The sequence below is a fragment of the Frisingicoccus caecimuris genome (assembly GCF_004340975.1).
GTDB lineage: Bacteria > Bacillota > Clostridia > Lachnospirales > Lachnospiraceae > Frisingicoccus > Frisingicoccus caecimuris.
Genome location: NZ_SLXA01000010.1, coordinates 75,725 through 95,126, shown reverse-complemented (window position 1 = coordinate 95,126; position 19,402 = coordinate 75,725). Strand labels below are relative to the sequence as shown.

Genomic DNA, 19,402 nt, shown 5'->3' with positions numbered 1-19,402 from the left:
CATAATCAATGCCCGCCAATAGTAGGGAAAATCCCTTGACGAAAACAGGGAATTTCGACGCTTTTTTCAGGGAAAAGTACTTGACAAAAAACAGACTTTTTCATTTTTGATTTCGTCCCCGATGGTTGATCTTGGAAGTCTGGTTTTGTTAATGAGTATTTTCGGGGCTAAGATTGCCATTGTCTATGTGGTGGTTGGACTTGTGATCGTTGTAGTGGGTGGCACGATCATTGAGAAAATGCACATGGAAAATTATGTGGAAGAATTTATCCGCAATGCAAGCAGCGTAGACATTGAATTGGATACCCTTACTGTGAAGGACCGTTTGGTTTACGCGAAAGAACAGGTGGTTGAAACTTTCAAGAAAGTTTTCCCATATATACTGATCGGTGTCGGTATCGGTGCAGTCATCCACAACTGGATTCCGGAAAGCTGGATTCAGACCGTTCTTGGCAGCAACAATCCCTTTGGCGTGGTATTGGCAGTATTCGTTGGTGTTCCAATGTATGCGGATATTTTTGGGACCATTCCAGTAGCGGAGGCTTTGCTTGCAAAAGGAGCGCAGCTTGGTACGATCCTCAGCTTTATGATGGCTGTTACGACACTTAGCCTGCCGTCCATCATTATGCTGAAAAAAGCGGTAAAACCAAAATTGTTGGGACTGTTTATTGGAATCTGTACAGCAGGGATTATTATTGTGGGTTATCTGTTTAATGTATTTCAGTATCTGCTGATCTAAGGGAGGAAAAAGGGCAAAAATGTGGTATCCGGTAATTGATATTTTGGAGTGTGCGGAATGCGGAATCTGTATGGAAAATAAAAAACATTGGTAATTAAAATAGAAATTTGAAAGGAGATTTTATCATGGGATTATTTGGATTTGGAAAGAAGAAAGAGGAAGAAATTAAGGCTCCAGCTTGCTCCTGCAATGGAGCTTGTGAAACTTACGAGGCAGAGAGTGTAGAAAATACCTGCTGTGAAGGAGCAAAGGAAGGTGTTTGCTGTATTAAAATTTTAGGAAGCGGCTGTAAAAGCTGTCACGCATTGCTGGAAAATACGCAGGCTGCATTAAAACATATGGGGCTTTCTATTGAACCGGAGTATGTCACAGATATGGAGAAAATTATGGCGTATGGTGTAATGTCCATGCCTGCTCTGGTGGTGAATGAAAAGGTGGTATCCATGGGAAAGGTACTGAAAGCGGCTGACGTGGAGAAACTGCTCCATAAGCTGGGATTTTAATGACCATTGTATGAATAAAGGGCTTTCGGCACATTGGGCGTGACCGGAAGCCCTTATTGTTTGACTTACTTTACATGATGATAAAAATATACAATAAAAATATATGGTATCCCATGTTAAAATATGGTAAAATCCAAGTTAAGAACAAGTTAAATGCAAATGATAAATTGAGTGGGATATGGATATTTTTAATGTAATTTCTATTTTGGGCGGCCTGGCGATGTTCCTCTACGGGATGCGTATGATGGGCGACGGGCTGAAGGAAAGTTCATCAGGAACGTTGAAGAAGGCGATGGAAAAGCTGACCAATACGCCTTTAAAAGCATTTTTTATGGGATTGGTTATGACGGCGGTAATTCAGTCTTCGACAGCGACGATTGTTATTACGTCCGGACTGGTAGGTGCGGGAATCATATCGCTAAGCCAGTCCCTTGGTATTGTCATTGGTGCGAATGTGGGCACGACAGTTACCGGACAGATTATTCGGCTTTTGGATTTAAATGCATCAGGGACTTCTTTTTTACAGTTTTTAAAACCATCGACTCTGGCACCCCTGGCATTGATCGTTGGTATTGTTTTGATTATGGTGATGAAAAGCAGTGAATCCGAAAAGGCAGGTCAGATCGTCATTGGTTTTGGTATTTTGTTTTCTGGACTGATGAATATGACAGATGCAGTCAGTGGTCTTGCGGAGAGTGGTATTATTGAAAAGCTGTTTTCAAGTCTGGGACAGAATCCATTCATCGGTTATATGGTTGGAGCCGGAGTGGCCTTTGTATTGCAGAGTTCTTCTGCAACGATTGGTATCTTACAGGCATTTTCCACATCCGGTCAGCTTACGTTTGGTTCCATTTATGCGGTACTTGTGGGAATTTATCTTGGTGACTGCATAACGACAGCCATTGTCTGTAATATAGGTGCAAAACCGGATGCTAAGAGAGTCGGTATTGTAAATATTCTGTACAATCTGGGAAAGTCGGCAGCTGTATTAATTGTGGTAACCATTATTCATAAGATGGGGCTGCTGGATGGTATATGGTCCAGTACCATTGATTCGGGAGGTATTGCAAATACAAATACGATTTTTAATCTGTTGTGTGCGATCATACTCTTCCCGGCATTGAAACCTTTTGAGAAGCTCAGTCACAAAATTGTGCGGGATGTGCCTGTTGCTGCCGGAATATACGATGAAATGCTTGATGCATTGAATCCGGTCTTTATCAGCACGCCAGCCATCGCCTTTGGCCGGTGTTATGATGTGCTCATGGTGATGTATGGAATGGCGCGGACCAATATTGAGCGGGCATTTGAATTGATTACAAAATATGATGAACAAGCTGCAGATCAGATCGTGAAGGATGAAGATGACATTGATCTGATGGCCGACCGGGTCAGCAATTACCTCATTCAGATTTCTACCCGGATTACTTCTTCTGAGCATGTGGAGATCATGAACCAGTATTATTCTGACGTTACGGAATTCGAACGATTGGGCGATCATGCAATGAATATCAAAGAGATTGCGGAAGCTTTGAATAAAAATAAGGATGCCTTTTCTGAGACAGCCCTGGCAGAACTAAAGGTACTGCATCAATTGATGGATACCATTCTGGATTATACCCAAGATGCTTTTGAAAAAAGAGATTTGGCCGCAGCGCGTCATATAGAGCCTCTGGAAGAAGTCGTGGATGACATGATTAGTGTTCTTAATGATAATCATCTGAAGCGTCTAAGAGAAGGAAACTGCGGAGTATATCCAGGTACAAAATTTTTGGATTTGCTTTCTGAAATAGAGCGTATTTCGGACATTTGTTCCAATGTAGGTGTGGCTACAGTTGCAAGGGCCCAGCCTGAAATGAAGCATCAGGTACATGAATATGTTTCTATGCTCCATGCTGGACGGGATGAAGCATTTAACCGCGAGTATCAGGATGCGCATGACCATTATTTCAGACTTTTGAAAGAATAGAGATACCCCTTCGGGCATACCGTATGTCAGATGCTCCGCATGGGTATAGAAAAACCCCGGAAGTTCCCGATAAGAATTTGATTCAAATGAGGAATTCCGGGGTTTTAGTTTATTCGGTTTCTAAAGGGATATAATCCTCCGGTATGGTCATTCCGAGCTGTTTGCAGATTTCTGCATTATATTTTTTGGTAAAGCTGGAAGCATATTGAACCGGCATTGTTGAAATGTCTTCGCGGTCAATGAGAATTCGGGCGGCCATTTCTCCGGTAGCATATCCAAGATCATAGTAATCCACAGTCAATGTAGCGGCACCGCAGACACGGCAGGTGCTTTCCTCACCGGTAATTACAGGAAGACCTTCGGCTTCGCAGATATTTGCAATCAGGCCGGCACAGGAAGCAATGGTATTATCTGTCGGAATATAGATGACATCGCATTCAGCAGCGGCATTTTCTGCGGCATAAGAAAGATCATTGGAATCGGCGAACAGATAGGATTCACAGGAATAGCCTATGTTGGCCAGTTCTTTTTGCAAAGCCGCTGCCTGATATTGGGAATTGGCTTCAGATGAACAACAGAGCATTCCTATTTTTTTTGCATCCGGGAAAAGCTCCTGAATTAAAGCCGCCTGTTCTGCCGGTGGAACAAAATCAGAAGTACCGGAAATATTTCCGCCGATGGTTCCATCAAAATCGTTCAACTGGAGGGCAGTACGGTATTCGGTAACGGATGTTCCAAGAATAGGAATTTCTGAAGTAGCAGCCGTTGCAATCTGAAGAGAAGTCGTGGAATTGGCAAGAATCAGATCAACATCATTATAAATAAACTCGTCGATGACGGTCGTACATGTGGTGCGGTCACCGTTTGCATTGCGTTCATCAAAAGTAACATTGTCACCGAGCTTGTCGGTGAGTGCATCTTTGAATCCCTGAGTTGCGGCATCTAAAGATTCATGCTGTGTAAACTGGAAGATTCCGATGGTAAAAGACGGATTTTCTTTTTTACATGCGGTTGTTCCCATGATCGTACAGGCAATCGCTGCAAGGGTGACCAGAAAAGCCAGTGAACGTTTTTTCATATAAATTCTCCTTCTCCTGTTTATGTAGAATATTCTATTTTCATTATAGGGTTTGGATAATCATAATGTCAATCGAAATATTTGATATGCAAAAAAGGAAGCCGAAGCTGGTAGACTTCGGCTTTTTAAGAGGGGAATGTTATTGTTATTGTTTGTTCGGTATGTTTATATAATAACTGAAAACTGTGACCAAAATGTGTTTGCTTTCTAAAACCATTATAAACTTGGTTAGAAAAAAATAAAAATAATCGAAATTATTTTTGGAAGATTACAGTTTTAATGCTTCGAACGGGATATTCGTATTTGAACAGCCATGCATACGCAAAAGCTGATGAGCAGGAATAGGTACAAACTGATGCCACGGCTGAGCAGCATGGCTGTTTTTATGCTGCCGGCGTCAAATATATCTTTAAAGGCGAACAAGAAACCGCCTTCGGCAGCACCTACGGCACCGGGAGTCGGAATGGCCGAAGCGGATACCGTAAGGATAGACTGGCAGGTAACCAATTCACCAACGGAAAAATTGTAATATCCCAGCGCGCGGTAGGTGCAGTAGGGAACAGAAGAGAGAGCAGCCATCTGCAAAAGAGAGGTCAGCAGAACACGGAGAAAAAGTAACGGTTTTTGTCGGATCAACTGGGCGCTATGGTGATATTGCTTTAACTCGGTGAGGATTCGCTGTTGACTCTCCTGCGGATGCTTTACCAGATGGAACCATGCTCCGGCCCGGAGGGAAAAAAGGAGTATTTTTTGAACAAGTTTTTCCGAGCACAGGAATAAAGCCATTAATATGGCGGCGCCTCCGTTCATGACTAATCCAAAGGGAAGGAGATATTTTAAATGGCCCGCCGTCCGCAGGGCAAGGTTCGGATAAATCAGAGCCATAATACCTGCGAGCAGCAGCATAGCCATCTGGTAAACAAATACAATAAACAAAATCATTACAGAAGAATTGGCCAGACAAATATGGTCTTTCTTCATATAATACATTTGGACTGGCTGACCACCGCTGGATGAAGGCGTGATGGAACTAAAATAAAAACCGATAAAGGCATATTGTTCACATCTTGAGAAGCCCAGAGGCCATCCAAGACTCCGGGAGATCTGATACATATTTAACCCTTCGCAGCTGACAAAAACAAACATACAGCAAAGGCCAAACAGAAGCCAGAGGCCGTCAGCAGTTTTTAAAGTGGAAATTAAGTGGTTCATGTCATTCCCCTTGAGTATGGCGGTAAGGGTAATAATTGTCAGCAGCAGCATCAGAATCAGGTTACGGCCATACGAGGCCTTTTTTTCGTTGTTGAATGGCATGGGCGTCGACTCCTTTGATGTATTGTTCCATGGTCAGAAACTGATAGCCCTGGGCTTTCAACCATGGAATGGTGTGAATCAGCGCATCGATGGTCCGACGCGGCGCACCCTTTGCACCGCCCGTATCCTCTCCGGCATCATGAAGGCAGATGACAGCGCCGTCAAAAACCCGGTCTTTCAGCTTGCTGCTAATGATGCCGGAGGTCGTCTGTGATTCCCAGTCTTCAGCCATCACATCCCATAAGACTCTCTGTATCTGGTATTTTTTTATATATCGGTTCATGAATGGGCTGGAAATACCCCAGGGTGGCCGGAAAAAGCGAAGGGCCGTTCCGGTCAATTCCCGATGCAGGCGGATAGAGACTTTAAAGTCATCCCGAATAGCGGACGGTGTACACAACAGCGCGTTTTGGTGGCGCATCGTATGCCCTCCGACCGTATGGCCTTCGGAAATCATCCGGTGGATAAGCTCCGGATGAGCGGCAGCGTGTCGGCCTACGACAAAAAAAGTCGCAGTAACATTTTCGTGTTTTAATAAATCCAGTAAAAGCGGTGTATAACGGACATCCGGTCCGTCATCAAAAGTTAAAACTAAAGATCTCATCGTGAAACGTACCTCCCAATGGTAAAGCAGCAGTCAGCTCATTTACAATCTCTGTCAAAGTACAGGCAGTATAGGCTTTTTTTAACTGGCGCATGCGCTGCTTGTAATGTTCAATTTGAGTACTATTACAGATGAGAGCGGCAATACGTTCTGCATCTTTTGCGTCATTTTCAAGAAAAAAGGTTCTTCCGATTTCGTGCTTTGAAATGAATGCGGCATTATATTTTTCCTGACGCATGGTCGGATTGAGGGCTAAAATCGGTGTTTCCGAGTAAATAGCTTCAAAGGTGGTTATTCCACCGGGTTTTGTGATGACCAGATCCGAGCACAGAAAATACGCATCGATATCTTTAACATAACCAAGAACATGGATGTTTTTAAATCGTCCATGGAGTTTACGGTATAATTTTTCATTTTTTCCTGTGATCAAAGTCATATCCGCCGGGACTTTCTCACTCAGATGTTGATAAAAATCCAGTCGTTTCGGAAGAAGCCCAAGCCCGCCGCCCATTAACAGGATTTTTGGTCGGGAATTTCTTTCAGCTTCCTGGTTTTTAAACCGTTGACGGACCGGAATTCCAGTGACGTAAATCTGTCCTTCAGGGATACCTTTCCGGGCAAAAAGTTGACGGACCTCTTCCGAGCCGACGGCATAGACATTCGTATGATTATTTATCCATTCGGAATGGGCGGTAATATCGGTGACACAGGTGATCAGTGGAATCGAAGAACCGCTTAAAGCTTTATAATAGGATACAGCTTTTGAAGCATAGGCCAGAACGGAGATAATCAGATCCGGCTTCTTATCATGAATCAGCTGATTCATGCGGATATAGCAGGCCAGGTCCGGTTTTTGAGAAATCGGCCGGTTTTCCGATGATTTATAGTGAAGGTTATAAAAAACTGTGCTGCGCCGGATCAGCGCAGAATAGCTGCCGTAAATGTATTTGGCACAGAATGGCGCCATATATTCAATCCAATCGATGATTTCTATATCGGATTCTCTGGAGGTGCATCGCTGTTCCGGATGTTCCCGGCAGAGTGTCAGTTCTTCTTTAATAGCTTCGGCGGCTTTCATGTGGCCCATGCCGAACTTACCCGTTAGTATAAGAATTTTCATAGTCATCTCCTCTTTTCTGGTTTCATTATAGCCAACAGATATGAGGATTCACCAACAGGTTTCTTACGTTTTTCTTTTGAAAAAATGTAAGAAAAATGAAAAAAGCTTCAATATTCTTAAATATTGAAGCAGATAAAACATAAAGTATAGTTACATTTGTTTTCGGACGACAGCATATTCATTATCATTTCGGTAGTAAGGACAACTATAGTGGTCATCGGAAAGCAGATGAGCATATTCATCCTCGTCCATGTCCATATCGCACATATAAGCCTCATCATCCTCATCGTAGGAATAATAAAGGCAGGTATCGCAGCTTGTTTGCGGTTGCTTTTTTTGCATTATACATCCCTCCAGAATGTATTTTAGCAAATTTTATTGCCGTTGGCAATGCGTTTGAAATTTGATAAAATAAGAATTATAGGAGGTCTTGTCATGAAAATAGATTATAAGAAAGAATATAAAGATTTGTATATGCCAAAAAAGAAACCATCAATAATCCAGGTTCCGGAAATGATTTTTATAATGGTGGACGGACAAGGGAATCCGAATACTTCCGAGAGTTACAAAAATGCGATAGAAATTCTCTATGGTTTATCCTTTACGATTAAAATGAGTAAAATGAGCGGGACTCAGCCGGAAGGCTATTTTGACTATGTGGTTCCGCCGCTGGAAGGCCTCTGGTGGGTGGATGACGCGGCTTTTGACGGACAGAATGTAACGGATAAGGATAGATTTTGCTGGACCTCTATGATTCGTCAACCCGAGTTCGTCACGGAAGAAGTTTATGAGTGGGCGAAACAAAGTCTTCAAAAGAAGAAACCATACATCGATTTTTTATCGACACGACTGGTTAAATTTACAGAAGGCCTGTGCTGCCAGGTTATGCACGTTGGGTCTTATGATGCAGAGCCGGCGACCATAAAAATGATGGAAAAATATATCGAAGAAAGCGGCTATGTTCAGGATATCAATCCCGAACGGCGTCATCATGAAATTTATCTGGGTGACCCGAGACGGACAAAACCGGAAAATTTAAAGACGGTCATCCGCCACCCGGTGCGTCCGCACATCTAAGCATTAAAAATACATAATGAATATGGAGGAAGTAAGGATGTCATTTTTATCAGAACTTTTTGGAACGGAGAAACCGATTATAGGGCTTGTTCATATTCAGCCGCTTCCGGGGGATCCTTTTTACAAAGGCGGCGGAATGGACGCGGTCGTCCGACGGGCGCGGGCGGATTTGGAAGCTTTGCAGAATGGCGGCGTTGACGGAGTACTGTTTACCAATGAATTCAGTATGCCTTATGAAAAACATGTGTCTTCGGTGACAATGGCGGCCATGGGCATGGTCATCGGAGCGCTGAAGTCATCCATTCGGGTGCCTTTTGGAGCCGAGGCGATTTTTGATGGAGATGCGACGATCGCACTGTGTGCCGCGACGGAGGCCGACTTTACCCGGTGTCTTTTTACGGGTGTTTGGGCCGGAGATTTTGGTATGGTGGACAGGGATATTGCGGTGACGCTGCGGCTGAAAAATGCGTATCGATTGGACAACTTAAAATTATTTTATTTTGTGACCAGTGAGGGAGACGCTTGTGTCGGCGGCAGAAAGACAGCGGATATTGCCAGTTCACTTCTCTTTAACTGTCGTCCCGATGCCCTCGTTGTTGGCGGCATGGCGGCAGGGCTCGGACCGGCCGGAAAGCTTCTTGAACAGGTGGCCGAAGTGGCGAAGGGGACGCCCGTTGTGTGTGGGACCGGATGTAAGAGGGAAAATATCGAATATGTTTTATCCCGGTGCAACGGCGCTTTTGTCGGTTCTTCTTTTAAAAGGGATGGTTTATTCGAAAATCCAGTTGATGAGCAGCGGGTTCATGAATTTATGGATAAAGTACGCATATTGAGAGGTGAAGCCTGATGGCCTGCTATCTTGGTATTGATATAGGAACCCGTGAGAGCAAGGGAGTTCTTGTAGATCATCGGGGAAAAATTCTTGCTATGGAAGTGATTGGACACGATGTGGATAATCCCCGGCCGGGGTGGTTTTCTCAGGACGCGGATACAATCTGGTGGGGAGACTTTTGTCGCCTCTCTCATTGGCTGATGGCCAGCGCTCAGGTGTCAGAATCGGAAATTGGCTGTGTGGGATTGTCGGCATTGGGGTGCGACTGTGTTCCTGTAGACAAGGAAGGAAAAGCGATTTTTGATGCCATTCTTTATGGCATTGACAGCCGTAGTCAGGACGAAATTGAATGGGTTTTGAAAAAATATGGTGAAGATGCGGAAAGGGTTTTCGGACATACACCGTGCAGTTCGGATGTAGCGCCAAAGATTATGTGGTTTAAAAATCACCATCCGGACATATGGGAGAAGGCTTACAAGTTTTTGACAGCGTCTTCTTATCTGTGCGGCCGGCTGACCGGAAATTATGTGCTGGATCCCTATCTGGCGGAAGATTTTTTGCCGCTTTATGATTTGAAAGAAGGGCGTATAAATTCCGAGGGCTGCCGGGAATTTTGCCGTCCGGACCAATTGGCCGATTTGCTTCCGGCAACAGCGATTGCCGGAACGGTGACGGAGACGGCTGCCAGGGACACCGGACTGCGTGTCGGAACACCTGTACTTACCGGTACAGGGGATTCGGGAGCAGAGGCAATTTCATCCGGAGTCTGTCAGCCGGGAGATATGATGATTCAGCTCGGTTCCACAGGCTATATGATCTATCTCAGTGATCATCAAATTGAAGAACCGCGTCTTTGGCCGGGAACCTTTATATTACCGGGAACTTATGGCATCTGTGCCGGAACAAATATGGCCGGAGCGTTGACTCAGTGGATGCGCGACCAGTGGTACAGGGACATTAACAATGAAAATGAGTCGCCGTTCCATCGAATGGAGATGGAGGCATCCGAGGTTCCGGCCGGAAGCGAGGGTTTGATCTGCCTGCCTTATTTTGCCGGAGAACGGACACCGGTGAATGACCCGAAAGCAAGAGGGGTGTTCTTTGGTCTGGAAACTCGACATACCCGGGGCCATATGGTGCGGGCGGGTATAGAGGGAATCTGTTATACGATTCGAAACAATGTGGAGCTAATGAAGGCCCATGGATTACCGATGCGTCGCATTTTTGCAGTGGGCGGTGGAACAAAAAATGCCCTCTGGCTCCAATGTCTGGCAGATATTCTTGAACAGGAAGTCTGCGTGCCCGCAGTATCTTTCGGGGCGGCTTATGGTGATGCATTGATGGCGGCGTTAGCCGGGGGAACTTTTGCCGACTGGAACGAACTTTCCACGAAGATACAGGTGAAAAAAACCTATATCCCGAATTCGGAAAATTTTTCGCTGTATCGGAAACAGGGAAAAATTTTCAACAAATTTTACGAAGCGACGAAGGACTATATGCATCAACTGTCCTGAGTCTATATACCTTATCGCGCGTAGCCTGACGGTGCGCGTCCGCCCGAAGGACATGAATTACGGGATGCTCCAAGGGTATAAAAAAAGCCCTCAACATTTCCTCATAAAACCGTTTCAAGGTTTGAGAAGGAAATGTTGAGGGTTATTTGATTTTATAATACCTTATTTAGAAAGTCTTTAAGCCGTGGATTTTTCGGATGAGCGAAAAATTCTTTTGGTTCATTCTCTTCCTGTATGACACCCTGATCGATAAAGATGACCCGGTCAGACACTTCGCGGGCAAAGCCCATTTCATGAGTGACAACGACCATGGTCATACCGTCTTCGGCCAGTTCTTTCATAACGTTCAGAACTTCACCAACCATTTCCGGGTCCAATGCGGAGGTTGGTTCATCGAATAAGAGGATATCCGGGTCCATGGCTAAGGCACGGGCGATAGCAACACGCTGCCGCTGGCCGCCGGAAAGGCGGACCGGATATTCGGCGGCTTTATCTTTCAGACCAACCCGGTCGAGAAGATTTAAAGCCCGCTCTTCGGCCTGGTCTTTCGGAATTTTTTTGACATTAATCGGTGCTGCGGTGATGTTCTGCATAATGGTCATATTACTGAATAAGTTAAAATTCTGGAATACCATACCGATTTTCTGCCGGATTTTATCAATATCGGCCTTCTTGGTGTTGATCTGCTGGCCTTCGAAGATGACTTCGCCGGCGGTTGGTTCTTCCAGACGGTTGAGACAGCGGATGAAGGTACTTTTACCTGAACCGGATGGGCCGATAACTGCCACGACTTCACCTTTATGTATATCAATATCAATGCCCCTGAGAACTTCCAGATGGCCAAAATGTTTTTTCAGCCCGCGTACCTGTAAGAGGGCTTCATCTGTTTTAACGTGTGACACTTGCGTTCAGCCTCCTTTCGATGTATGCGACAAGCTTTGACAGCGGGAATACCATAATAAAATAGATGATTGCCGCAATCACGTAAGGTTCCAGCGTCCGATAGGAGATGGAAACCACGTCTTTGGCACAGAACATCAGCTCGCTGATGCCGACAAGAGAGACAATGGAAGTCTCCTTGATAATGGATACGAATTCATTCATAAGCGCTGGAAGAATATTTCGGAGCGCCTGAGGAAGAATGACCATTTTTAATGTTAAACCGTGGGACATACCGAGACTTCTGGCAGCTTCAATCTGTCCGGAATCCACAGCGCCGATGCCGCTCCGGACGATCTCGGCAACATAGGCAGAGCTGTTGAGGACAAGAACGAGGAGTCCCCAGAAAAAGCTGTTGAAGTCCTTCATAAAAGGAACGTTAATTTTAATACCAAAAGCGGCTGCGCCGAAATAAATGACCATAACCTGAACCATTAACGGCGTGGAGCGGAAAATTTCGATATAGATGCTGATGAGCCATTTTAACGGCTTAATGTGGGACATTTTACCGAGAGCAAATATCGTTCCCAGAATGGTGCTGAGAATGACGGTGATCAGGGATAAGATCAGAGCCATCCGGGCGCCGCTGAGGAAATGACCGGCATATTGAGAAAATAATGAGGCCATCCGGCCTGCAGAGAATAAATCCATAAAAACCCTCCCCTGAAAAATATAAAAAAGGTGCTGCACGAAAGGCAGCACCTCATTGTGCGGATTATTCAGCTTCGCTCAGTGAGAGCTGAAGTTCAACAGCTTCTTCATACCATTTCTGCATGGAACCATCATCAATGTATTTCTGGATCAATTCATTGAGATAGTTTGTCAAATCCTCATTGCCCTTCATGGCTGCCGCGCAGTTAGCCGGTTCATCGCCATCAAGCATTGGAACGACGAAAGCGGTTTCCAAATCCTCATTTTGCTGAGCATAAGAATAAGCATTGTCATAATCCATGATGGCAATATCGATATTGCCTGCTTTCAGGTCCATAATCACATTTGGAATGGTTTCGAGATAACGTCCGGTACAATCTGGATAAAGCGTGTCGGCAACCTTCTGCTGGTAGCTTCCCTTCTGGGCGCCCATTGTCACACCGGCAACCATAGCGCTTTCATCTTTAAATTTATCTACGTCCTCTGCACGGACAAGAGACATCTGGCCGTTGGACAGATAAGACTGAGTGAAAGTGAAACTCTTCTGACGTTCTGCATCCGGAGTCAGGGCGGCGATAGCTACGTCATCAAGACCGGCCTGAACGCTTGGCAGAACTGAATCAAAAGCCATATCGTCAATGACCAGTTCAACACCCATATCATCGGCCATAGCCTGTGCCATCGAAGCTTCAAGACCGACGATATTGCCGTCCGCATCTTTGAAAGCATATGGAGCAAAGGTAGCTTCCGTAGCAACATGGAATACACCGCGCTTCTGAATTTCAGCAACGGAGTGGTATTCGATATCGGTTGCTTTGTATTCGGTATCCGAAGCGGCTGCTGCTGTTTCACCGGATTCAGCGGCAGCAGTTGTTTCAGCTTTAGTTTCTTTCTTTTCTGAACCGCCGCAGGCTGTGCACCCAAGGGCGAGAACCAGTGCGAGGGTTAATGCAAGACATTTTTTCATAATTTCTTCTCTCTCCTTTGATTTTAATATCGGCAAATCTTTTATGAATTTAATTTTAAATAGATATACTGTTAAAGTCAATAATCATTCACAAGTTTTTACGTTTTTTTACATATTTCTCAGGTGAGAATCATTGACTTTTCAGATAATTAATGGTATTTTATTCTGGTAAAATGAATGATTCTACCTTCCCTCACCACCGGGTGAGAGGGCAAAAAAGGGTATTCAAAACCTTGCCGTAGGTATAGTGTGCGAAATGCGTGCTACAAGGCGATGTTCTGAATACCTTTTTTACGATTAACATAAATAGAGGGGGGAAGATTTTTATGGAAAGAATGTCCGGCAGAGATATTACTGAGGGCAGTATTTGGAAGAACCTTCTGCTTTATTTTTTTCCGATATGGTTTGGTTCTATTTTTCAGCAGATGTATACGACGGTGGACGCAGTGGTCGTAGGCCGTTTTATTGGCAAGGAGGCGCTGGCGGCTCTTGGCGGTACGTCCAGTCTGCTGGTGGACTTATCGGTAGGCTTTTTTATCGGCGCTTCAGCAGGAGCGGGTGTTGTTATATCCCACTGTTATGGTGCGAGAGATAATGGACGCTTAAAATATGCGGTATACGCTTCCATGAAATTGTCTCTGGTCTGTGGCGCGGTTTTAACGGTGGCCGGAATTTTAGCGACGCCGACGGCGTTACGCTGGATGAATACACCGGCGGATGTCATAGATGGTGCAATGCTATACCTTCGGGTTTATTTTTGCGGTGTTATTCCATCACTTTTATATAATATGGGATCAAGTGTCCTCCGGGCGATCGGGGATGCGAAACGCCCGCTGTATTTTCTTATATTTACAACCGTTGTGAATGTTGGACTGGATGTTTTATTTGTGGCCGTTTTTAAAATGGGGATATTTGGTGCGGCTCTGGCAACGATTCTGGCTCAGGCCTCCAGTGCGGTTCTTGTATTGAAGACCCTTTTAAGCACAAAAGAGAGTTACCGGCTTGTACTCAGTGGATGCCGGGTTTATCCGGAGGTTTTTCGACAGATTATCAGGCTCGGACTTCCATCGGGTTTCCAGTACATGTTGTATACCGTATCCAATCTTGTCGTACAGGCAAAGGTCAATCTTCTTGGTACAGACGTGGCGGCAGCCTGGGCGGCCATCAGTAAGCTGGATGGCGTATTCTGGCTGACGATGACAGCTTTTGGAACAGCCATGACTACATTTACCGGTCAGAATTACGGTGCAGGAAAGATGGACCGGGTGCGCGGCGGAATGCATGCCGGCATTGGGATCTCAATTGGACTGACAGCCGGTATCTGTCTGCCGCTGCTTATCTTTTCACGGCAGCTCCTCGGTATTTTTTCAACGGATGAAGTGGTGTTGGCCCTGGGACTACAATATACATTTTTTCTTGTTCCTACATATTTTACTTATACAGGAACAGAATTGCTTGGCGGCGTCATCAAAGGTGCGGGAAACAGTTTTGTGCCGATGCTGATCACGGGCGTCAGCGCTTTTGCGATTCGGAGTCTTTGGGCCATGTTTGCACCGATGATCTGGCCGGGAATGAATACGATCATGTTGAGTTATCCTATTTCCTGGTCTGTGTCAACCGTTTTATTTATCATATATTATAATTTCGGTTCCTGGATGAAAACTGATGGAAAAAGCCGAAGAAACTAAGAGGAGGAATTGAATTGGCAGTAATTCACAGAAAGCAGCTTTCTGCTATGGGTATTCATTATTTATATTATCCTTTGGATTATATGCTGGACGCCCAGGCGAAAGCTGGATTTCAGACAATCGAGCTGGTAGGTATGGCTCCCCATTTTCTCATGGACCATACCGGCTTTCAGGATACGGCGCCGATACGGAAAATGGCGGAAGAGAAAGGGCTGACCATTGGCTGTTTCACACCGGAGTGCGCGGTGTATCAATATTTGATGTGTTCGCCGGAACCGGGATTTCACGAGCGGAGCATGGAATATTTTAAACGGGGGCTGGAAGCTGCCGAACAGTTTGGAGCAACGAAACTTCTGACGAATTGTATCGGCGGCGTCTGGGACGAAGAATATGACAGAGTGTATGAACGGGCGGTAAAAAGTCTGTCGCTGCTGGCGCCGACGGCCGCAGATTATGGGATTACCATTGCGGTGGAGACGGTTCGGCCGGAGGAAAGCAAATGCATCATTACCCTTCCTGAATTAAAGCAGCTTCTTCAGGACGTTTCCCATCCGAACATTAAGGCCGGACTGGATACGATTGCCATGGGCGTGGCCGGTGAGACGCCGGAGGAATGGTTTTCGGCTCTTGGAAATGACATTGTACATACCCACTTTGTGGACGGACGGCCCTATGGTCATCTGGTCTGGGGTGATGGACTATTTCCGTTGGGAAGTTATCTGGACGTTTTAAATAAATATCACTATGAGGGACTGATCAGTCAGGAAATTACAGATTTCAGATATTTTGAAGACCCGGCGGCGGCAGACGCAAGAAATTTCAGGGCCTTTGAACCTTATATTATAGAGGAAGGGGATGGGGCGGATGTGTGATATGAAGAAAAGAAAGATGACGAGAGCGACATCCGCACCGAAAATTCGGCGGGAGCAGGTGGCCGGCATGAATATTCATTATTTAAATTATTCGCTGGACTATTTTCTTGATGTACAGCAAAGACTTGGATTCAAATCTTTGGAACTGTGGTGCGGAGCGCCCCATGTCTGGCTGGATCATATGGGCTATTACGATGCGAAAGTCATTCGGAAAAAAATCCGGGAACGGGGACTCCAGGTGCGTGTGCTGACCCCGGAAAACTGCCTTTATCCTTATCAGGTAGCCGCCAGAGAAAAGGAACATGTGGAGCGCAGCTTTAAATATTTTAAAAACGGTATTGCTTTGGCAGAAGAACTCGGATGTTCTCTAATGGAGATTAATTCGGGATGGGGCTATCGTAATGAGGACAGCGAAGAGGCCAGGAAGCGGAGCGCAGATATGCTTTCACGGCTGGCTGAAGAGGCCGGGCGTCAGGGCATTACCCTTGTTATGGAATCGCTGCGGCCGGAGGAAAGCCAGATTGTGACGAATCTGGCTCAGGAAAAGCAGATATTACAAGAAGTCAACAGTCCATATTTGAAACCAATGGTTGATCTGTGTGCCGCCAGTGTGGCGGGAGAAACGCTGGCGGATTGGTTTGAAGCTTTTGGCGATGACCTGAAACATATGCACTTTATTGACGGAAATCCTTATGGACATTTAATCTGGGGGGACGGTACACACCATCTTGGTGAGGAAATCGCCGTAATGAATCAGTATGGATATTCGGGGCTGCTAGGACAGGAAATTACCGACGGACGATATTATGACAATCCGGCCGCTGCGGATTTCAGAAATATGAAAAATTTTGAAAGATATATAGATGAATAACAGGAGGAACATTATGGATGCAAAAAGCGTAATTCAACAGGTGAAAGAACAGAAAAATGAAATTCGTCAGGTTTACTGGGTGGCATGCGGAGGCAGTCTGGTGGATTTATATCCGGCCCATTGTATGCTGATGGCCGAAAGTACCCTGGTGGAATCTGGAATTTATACAAGTAGGGAGTTTATCCTGGCAACACCAAAAAAACTGGGTGCACACAGTCTGGTGATTCTCTGTAGTCATTCCGGCGGTACAAAGGAAACATTGGATGCGGCGGAACTGGGATTGTCGAAAAATGCTGCAGTTGTCATGATGACAAATCATCCGGGCAGCCCGGCGGACAGCGATCAATGGATTTCGTGGATTTATCCCTGGGGCGATAATCTGAAAACCTGTGAGATCCCGAGCGGAATCAGTCTTTCTCTGGCAGCAGAGCTTCTGGCAGCACAGGAAACTTTTGAAGCTTATGGCGCTTTAATGGAAGGCATTGAAAAGATGGATGAGATTGTGGCTAAGGCAAAAGTGCGTGTTCGTCGGGAATTGTGCGATCGTTTTGCACAGCTTTGTACGAAGCATCCATTTTTATATATTCTCGGAAGCGGCGCCAGTTTCAGTCAGACCTATGGCTTTGCTATCTGCAGTCTGATGGAAATGCAGTGGCAGCACTGTGCTTATATTCACAGCGGCGAATATTTCCATGGACCATTTGAAGTGACAGAAAACGGAGTATTCTATTTCCTTCAGAAGAGTTCAGGAAAATGCCGTCCGATGGATGAACGGGCCGAGGATTTCTTAAAGACCCATACAGACTGTCTGATGGTACTGGATGCTCTGGATTATGGTATGGATATCATTGACCCGGCGGTTCGGGATTATCTGGACCCGGTTCTGTTTTATCCGATGAACTGTGAACTCCGTTCGGCCCGCGGTAAGGTCTTTGACCATGATGTGGACTATCGGAGATATATGGGTAAAGTGGCTTATTAGGAAATGAGGTGCGGTATGACATATCCGGTAAAAGTTTTGGGATTCGGCGATAATGTGGTTGATAAATATGAACATTTAAAAATCATGTATCCTGGCGGAAATGCCGTAAATTTTGCAGTGTATGCAAAGCGGTTCGGAGCGGAGCGGAGCGCATACATGGGTATCTTCGGAAGCGACAGGGAGGCGGAACATGTCATTGGGTCTCTGGAGGCGGAGCAGATTGAACTTATAAAGTGTGTCCAGGTCATTGGGGAAAATGGTTGCTCAAAAAACACTGTTATTGACGGAGATCGGGTGTTTCTGGAAAGTAATGAGGGCGGCGTTCGCGGCGATATGCGTTATGCGCTGAATCGTTTTGATCTGGAGTATATTTGTCAGTTTGATGTGGTGCATACGGGAAATTATTGCTTTACGGAACGGGAGCTGCCCAAAATTAAAGCGACAGGCGTTCCGATCAGCTTTGATTTTTCTGATGATTCGGAGAATGCTTATATTGAAACGGTGGCTCCGTCGGTTACTTATGCATTTCTTTCATGTAATGATCTGGAGGCATCTGAAATTCGAAAAAAACTGGAATGGATACATTCTCTTGGTCCATCCTTTGTCTGCGCTTCCCGGGGGGCGGAAGGATGTATGGCCTTTGACGGAAGGCGGTATTATGTTCAGTCAGCCATGCCGGTTGAAAAAATGGCGGATACGATGGGCGCCGGGGACAGTCTTCTGACAGCCTTTCTGGTTGGTTATCTGACAGCCAAAAAAGATGGACAGACCGATGAGCAGGCTATTCCGAAGGCATTGCAGGAAGCCGCGGTTTTTGCTTCCCGGGTCTGTGGTATCGATGGCGCCTGGGGCTATGGAGTACATTATGATGACTGAGAAAAAGGTGGCGGCAGTTGGCTTTTGTTGCGTGGATATTTATGAAAATATAAATGAATGGTATGCCACAGGAAATGGCATTGACTGGGGCATTCATCTGCGCCGGATGGGGGTTCCGGTCAGTGCGGTGAGCGTGGTCGGAAAGGACGGTTACGGAGATGAAATGAAACGGACTCTGGCGTCGGAGGGGATAGATATTTCCCATCTCCGGACAGAGTCAGGGGCAACCTGTATTACCCGGATGGAACTTCATGACGGTACGGATCGGGTACATCTGGAATCCATTGATGGTGTTATGGAGCATTATGTGATCACGGATGAGGAGTTTCATTTCGTGGCGGAACATGAGTTGCTCCACACCGATCTGTTTGGGAATGTTTTGGATCATCTTCCGGCATGGAAGGCTGCCGGGGTGAAAATTCTCATGGATTTTTCCATATTTACAAAGAATCCGGAATATCATTGCATGGATATTTTTCCTTATGTTGATTATGTGTTCTTTTCAGCCGATGGGATAGAAAGGGACGGGCTCCGGGATTGGATGAAGGAAATCCATGCTTGTGGGCCTGAACTGGTAACCGCAACTCTGGGAGATGAAGGAAGTCTGTCCTATGACGGTCGTCAGTTTTATACTTGTGGAATCGTACCGGCGAAGGTGGTGAATACGGTCGGGGCCGGAGACAGTTATATTGCCGGTTTTACTTTTGGCCTGCTTCAGGGCGACTCTGTTCCTGCATGCATGGCACGGGGAGCTGAGCTTTCATCGCAGGTGATTTCTGGATTTAAACCTTATTAGATATTGAAGG

At 45.6% G+C, this 19,402-nt stretch carries 19 protein-coding genes and 1 pseudogene; 12 read left to right on the top strand and 8 right to left on the bottom strand.

From position 1 onward, the window contains the following. Nucleotides 1-94 precede the first annotated feature (94 nt). From EV212_RS10160 to EV212_RS10150, 3 genes and pseudogenes are all read left to right on the top strand, one after another. Nucleotides 95-739, top strand: a pseudogene (locus EV212_RS10160) (permease); the annotation flags it as partial. 125 nt (nt 740-864) lie between these two features. Further along, nucleotides 865-1,242 carry a thioredoxin family protein gene (locus EV212_RS10155; protein WP_132092733.1) on the top strand — a complete coding sequence of 126 codons (378 nt, stop codon included), beginning with the start codon at nt 865-867 and terminating at the stop codon, nt 1,240-1,242. Between the two features lie 178 nt (nt 1,243-1,420). Continuing rightward, nucleotides 1,421-3,211, top strand: coding sequence for a Na/Pi cotransporter family protein (locus EV212_RS10150; protein ID WP_132092730.1), 1,791 nt, complete (start codon nt 1,421-1,423; stop codon nt 3,209-3,211). 109 nt (nt 3,212-3,320) lie between these two features. Here the strand turns inward: EV212_RS10150 and EV212_RS10145 are convergent, their stop codons facing one another. The 5 genes from EV212_RS10145 to EV212_RS10125 form a co-directional block, all read right to left on the bottom strand. Beyond that, a complete protein-coding gene (locus EV212_RS10145; RefSeq protein ID WP_132092727.1) occupies nt 3,321-4,289 on the bottom strand; it encodes an ABC transporter substrate-binding protein in 969 nt (322 codons plus the stop codon). 276 nt (nt 4,290-4,565) lie between these two features. Next, nucleotides 4,566-5,603 (bottom strand): lysylphosphatidylglycerol synthase transmembrane domain-containing protein, encoded by a 1,038-nt coding sequence (locus EV212_RS10140; protein ID WP_132092724.1) that lies wholly within the window; start codon nt 5,601-5,603, stop codon nt 4,566-4,568. Further along, on the bottom strand, nt 5,563-6,207 hold the full coding sequence (locus tag EV212_RS10135; RefSeq protein ID WP_132092721.1) for a polysaccharide deacetylase family protein: 645 nt from the start codon (nt 6,205-6,207) through the stop codon (nt 5,563-5,565). The genes EV212_RS10140 and EV212_RS10135 overlap by 41 nt, the downstream gene beginning before the upstream one ends. Beyond that, entirely contained in the window at nt 6,182-7,327 is a 1,146-nt protein-coding gene (locus EV212_RS10130) for an MGDG synthase family glycosyltransferase (RefSeq protein WP_165873355.1), read from the bottom strand. The genes EV212_RS10135 and EV212_RS10130 overlap by 26 nt, the downstream gene beginning before the upstream one ends. Before the next feature lie 150 nt (nt 7,328-7,477). Next, nucleotides 7,478-7,669: a DUF6472 family protein gene (locus EV212_RS10125; RefSeq protein ID WP_132092715.1), complete on the bottom strand. Its 192-nt coding sequence runs from the start codon at nt 7,667-7,669 to the stop codon at nt 7,478-7,480. A 93-nt stretch (nt 7,670-7,762) separates the two neighbouring features. Here EV212_RS10125 and EV212_RS10120 point away from each other — a divergent pair, with 93 nt between their 5' ends. The 3 genes from EV212_RS10120 to EV212_RS10110 are packed head-to-tail and all read left to right on the top strand — an operon-like array spanning nt 7,763 to nt 10,750. Beyond that, nucleotides 7,763-8,404: a GyrI-like domain-containing protein gene (locus tag EV212_RS10120; protein WP_132092712.1), complete on the top strand. Its 642-nt coding sequence runs from the start codon at nt 7,763-7,765 to the stop codon at nt 8,402-8,404. A 37-nt stretch (nt 8,405-8,441) separates the two neighbouring features. Further along, nucleotides 8,442-9,251 carry a BtpA/SgcQ family protein gene (locus tag EV212_RS10115; RefSeq protein WP_132092709.1) on the top strand — a complete coding sequence of 270 codons (810 nt, stop codon included), beginning with the start codon at nt 8,442-8,444 and terminating at the stop codon, nt 9,249-9,251. Beyond that, the gene (locus tag EV212_RS10110; RefSeq protein ID WP_132092706.1) at nt 9,251-10,750 is read left to right on the top strand and encodes an FGGY-family carbohydrate kinase; all 1,500 of its coding nucleotides are present in this window, start codon (nt 9,251-9,253) and stop codon (nt 10,748-10,750) included. The genes EV212_RS10115 and EV212_RS10110 overlap by 1 nt, the downstream gene beginning before the upstream one ends. 152 nt (nt 10,751-10,902) lie before the next feature. Here EV212_RS10110 and EV212_RS10105 read toward each other — a convergent pair whose 3' ends face one another. The 3 genes from EV212_RS10105 to EV212_RS10095 form a co-directional block, all read right to left on the bottom strand. Continuing rightward, nucleotides 10,903-11,652: an amino acid ABC transporter ATP-binding protein gene (locus tag EV212_RS10105; RefSeq protein WP_132092703.1), complete on the bottom strand. Its 750-nt coding sequence runs from the start codon at nt 11,650-11,652 to the stop codon at nt 10,903-10,905. Beyond that, nucleotides 11,639-12,340: an amino acid ABC transporter permease gene (locus tag EV212_RS10100; RefSeq protein ID WP_243115531.1), complete on the bottom strand. Its 702-nt coding sequence runs from the start codon at nt 12,338-12,340 to the stop codon at nt 11,639-11,641. The genes EV212_RS10105 and EV212_RS10100 overlap by 14 nt, the downstream gene beginning before the upstream one ends. A 64-nt stretch (nt 12,341-12,404) precedes the next feature. Next, on the bottom strand, nt 12,405-13,307 hold the full coding sequence (locus EV212_RS10095; protein ID WP_132092700.1) for a transporter substrate-binding domain-containing protein: 903 nt from the start codon (nt 13,305-13,307) through the stop codon (nt 12,405-12,407). Nucleotides 13,308-13,633: 326 nt separating this feature from the next. On the opposite strand from EV212_RS10095, the gene EV212_RS10090 reads away from it, so the two are divergent. The 6 genes from EV212_RS10090 to frlD are packed head-to-tail and all read left to right on the top strand — an operon-like array spanning nt 13,634 to nt 19,392. Beyond that, nucleotides 13,634-14,995 (top strand): MATE family efflux transporter, encoded by a 1,362-nt coding sequence (locus EV212_RS10090; protein WP_132092697.1) that lies wholly within the window; start codon nt 13,634-13,636, stop codon nt 14,993-14,995. A gap of 14 nt (nt 14,996-15,009) precedes the next feature. Continuing rightward, nucleotides 15,010-15,867, top strand: coding sequence for a sugar phosphate isomerase/epimerase family protein (locus EV212_RS10085; RefSeq protein WP_132092694.1), 858 nt, complete (start codon nt 15,010-15,012; stop codon nt 15,865-15,867). A gap of 1 nt (nt 15,868) precedes the next feature. Continuing rightward, on the top strand, nt 15,869-16,738 hold the full coding sequence (locus tag EV212_RS10080) for a sugar phosphate isomerase/epimerase family protein (protein WP_243115530.1): 870 nt from the start codon (nt 15,869-15,871) through the stop codon (nt 16,736-16,738). A gap of 13 nt (nt 16,739-16,751) precedes the next feature. Beyond that, nucleotides 16,752-17,720: an SIS domain-containing protein gene (locus EV212_RS10075; RefSeq protein WP_132092691.1), complete on the top strand. Its 969-nt coding sequence runs from the start codon at nt 16,752-16,754 to the stop codon at nt 17,718-17,720. A 15-nt stretch (nt 17,721-17,735) separates the two neighbouring features. Then, complete coding sequence (locus EV212_RS10070; RefSeq protein WP_132092688.1) at nt 17,736-18,596, top strand: PfkB family carbohydrate kinase; 861 nt, start codon at nt 17,736-17,738, stop codon at nt 18,594-18,596. Next, entirely contained in the window at nt 18,586-19,392 is an 807-nt protein-coding gene (frlD, locus tag EV212_RS10065; protein WP_243115529.1) for a fructoselysine 6-kinase, read from the top strand. Before EV212_RS10070 ends, frlD begins: the two co-directional genes overlap by 11 nt. The last annotated feature ends 10 nt before the right edge of the window (nt 19,393-19,402 follow it).